Annotated in this window: 1 protein-coding gene and 1 pseudogene; one reads left to right on the forward strand and one right to left on the reverse strand. The window is 69.3% G+C overall.

The genetic code is table 11. From position 1 onward, the window contains the following. Window positions 1-416: 416 nt before the first annotated feature. Window positions 417-570, reverse strand: a pseudogene (locus DBR10_RS19945) (hypothetical protein). A gap of 217 nt (window positions 571-787) precedes the next feature. Between DBR10_RS19945 and DBR10_RS10610 the strand changes: the two are divergent. Further along, window positions 788-2,951, forward strand: a 2,164-nt coding sequence (locus tag DBR10_RS10610) for an FtsK/SpoIIIE family DNA translocase (RefSeq protein WP_233243368.1), incomplete at its 3' end; no start/stop codon positions are given.

The raw sequence follows: 2,951 nt of genomic DNA on the forward strand, positions 1-2,951 counted from the left end.
CGGGGTTTTAACCCGCTCCCGACTTCGGCCCCCGACGGGTGGAGGGGAAGCGACCCCGTCCAGACCGTCCGGGCGATTTCAGCCCGGACCTGTTGCGTTTCCGAGGGTCCGCCGCCCGGGGGACTGATCCCAAACCCCGATCCGAAACGCCCGCCTTCCCTGGAGGGACAGGCCACGTCTCGCAAACCGGGCGCCCGAGGCCCCAGGTGACGGTCGCCGGGACGCTGCCCGCTCGACCACCCCAGACCGCTGCAACGGTCGCCGTACGTGCGCCCTTCCCGTGCGATCTGGTGGGATGATTATGCGGGGGGATTTGAGTGCGTCGGATTGGCGCGATGGAGATTTTTGTAAGGGATTGAATTAGAAGGTTTTTGTCTGAGGGGTTGCGGGGATTGAGCGGGCTGGATCCCCGTTCTCTAACGCCCAAAATCCTTGTCATCCCGGCCGGACGCCCGGAGGGCGGGAGCGCCGGGACCCAGGGGTCGGCGCACTGCGGTTGCCCCTGGGTCCCGGCTCGCGCTGTGCGCGTCCGGGATGACAAGGAAAAGGTGCTCTATTGATCCTCCGCACCTGCCCCCTACGGGCTGCTACGCAGCCGTCTTCCCCCGGAGGGGGAAGATGATCTCATCCGCCCCCGCCGGGGGCGGACGACCGGCGAAAGCCGGTCAGGTGGGGGCCTGCGGCGTCGGCCGGTTTGCACCCCCGATCCCGGCCAACGTCGTAAACGCCTCTTAACCCTCTTGCGGCACAAGATCCCCGTTCGAGTCTTGAGTGTCCGGAGAGTGTCATGGCGCGAGCCGCGCAGCGTTCGACGGCGGAGCTCCTTATGGATGCGATCGCCTATGGCTGGGCCCAGCCCTGGTCGGCGCGCTTTCGCGGCGGTGTGGTCACCGTCGTCGGCGCGGGCCTGCTGCTGGCGGTCGCCACCTATAATGCCGCCGATCCCAGCCTGAACGCCGCCTCCACCACCGATGCGTCCAATGCGCTCGGCGGAGCCGGGGCCGCCATCGCCGACGTCGTCATGCAGTCGCTGGGTCTGGCCGGCTGGGGTGCCGCCCTGCTGATGCTGGTGTTCGGCGTCACCCGGGCCTCGCAGGCCGATCCCGACGGCGAGCGCCGCGATCTGCGCCTGCGGGCCGGGGTCGGCACCCTGGGCCTCTTGGCCCTGGCCGGCCTGCTCTCGGCCGCGCCGCGTCCGGCGGCCTGGCCGCTGGAGAAGGGTCTGGGCGGCTTCTGGGGCGAGGGCCTGCTGGGCCTGATCGCCGACCTGTTCGCCTTTGCCCACATTCCCGGCGCGCGGCTGATTGCCGCGATCCTGCTGGCCATCGGCGCGAGTGTGGCGCTGGGCTATGCCATCGGCTTCCGCCGCTTTGACCCGGAGGCCATCGCCCAGGTCGTCGGCGGAGCCCTGCAGCCGCGCGAGCCGAGGGCTCCTGTAGCGGAACCCGTTCCCGAGCCGGTCGCCAAGCCTGCCCGCGCCCGCAAGACCGCCGACATGCCGGTGCCGCCGCGTCGTCCGGCCCGCCCGGTCCCGGAGCCGGTCGACCAGGCCTATACGCCGCCGCCCCCACCGGCGCTCGACGACGAGGATGACGAGGCGTTCGCGCCGCCGGTCGAGGCCCGTCCGCTGGCGATCGCCAAGCCCAAGGCCCTGCCCAAGGACAGCGGCCGCGAGCAGCGCGAGCAGCAGAAGGCCTTTGATTTCACCGATGAGGGCGGCTTCCAGCTGCCGGAACTGGCCATGCTGGCCAAGGCCAAGCCGCGCTCGTCCGAGGTGGATGCCGCCGCCCTGCGCCAGAACGCCCGGCTGCTGGAGAGCGTGCTGGCCGAGTTCGGGGTCAAGGGCCAGATCGACCAGATCCGCCCCGGTCCCGTGGTCACCATGTACGAACTGGTGCCGGCCCCGGGCGTCAAGACCGCCCGCGTCGTGGCCCTGGCCGACGACATCGCCCGCTCGATGAGCGTGATCTCGTGCCGCGTCGCCGTGGCCCAGGGCCGCAATGCCATCGGCATCGAAATGCCCAATTCGCGGCGCGAGACCGTCTATCTGCGCGACCTGCTGTCGAGCACCGACTACGACAAGGCCAGCTCGATCCTGCCCATGGCGCTGGGCGAAACCATCGGCGGCGAGCCCTATATCGCCGACCTGGCCAAGATGCCTCACCTGCTGATCGCCGGCACCACCGGCTCGGGCAAGTCGGTGGGCGTCAACGCCATGATCCTGTCGATCCTCTACAAGCTGCCGCCGGACAAGTGCCGCTTCATCATGATCGACCCCAAGATGCTGGAACTGTCGGTCTATGACGGCATCCCGCACCTGCTGGCCCCGGTCGTGACCGATCCCAAGAAGGCCATCGTCGCGCTCAAATGGACCGTGCGCGAGATGGAGGACCGCTATCGGCGGATGTCCAAGATCGGCGTGCGCAACATCGGCGGCTTCAACGAGAAGGCCAATGAGGCCCTGGAGCGCGGCGAGCATTTCGAGCGCACCGTGCAGACCGGCTTCGACGACGCCGGCCGGCCGATCTACGAGACCGAGCAGATCCGTCCCGAGGCCATGCCCTACCTGGTCGTGGTCATCGACGAGGTCGCCGACCTGATGATGGTGGCCGGCAAGGACATCGAAGGGGCCGTGCAGCGTCTGGCCCAGATGGCCCGCGCCGCCGGCATCCACCTGATCATGGCCACCCAGCGCCCGTCGGTCGACGTCATCACCGGCACCATCAAGGCCAACTTCCCGACCCGGATCAGCTTCCAGGTGACCAGCAAGATTGACGCCCGCACCATCCTGGGCGAGCAGGGCGCCGAACAGCTGCTGGGCCAGGGCGACATGCTCTACATGGCCGGCGGCGGTCGGGTGACCCGCCTGCACGGCCCGTTCGTCAGCGACGGCGAGGTCGAGGCGGTGGCCCGGTTCCTGCGCGACCAGGGCACGCCCAACTATCTGGAAG

It is taken from the genome of Caulobacter sp. HMWF025, assembly GCF_003060965.1.
Classification (GTDB): domain Bacteria; phylum Pseudomonadota; class Alphaproteobacteria; order Caulobacterales; family Caulobacteraceae; genus Caulobacter.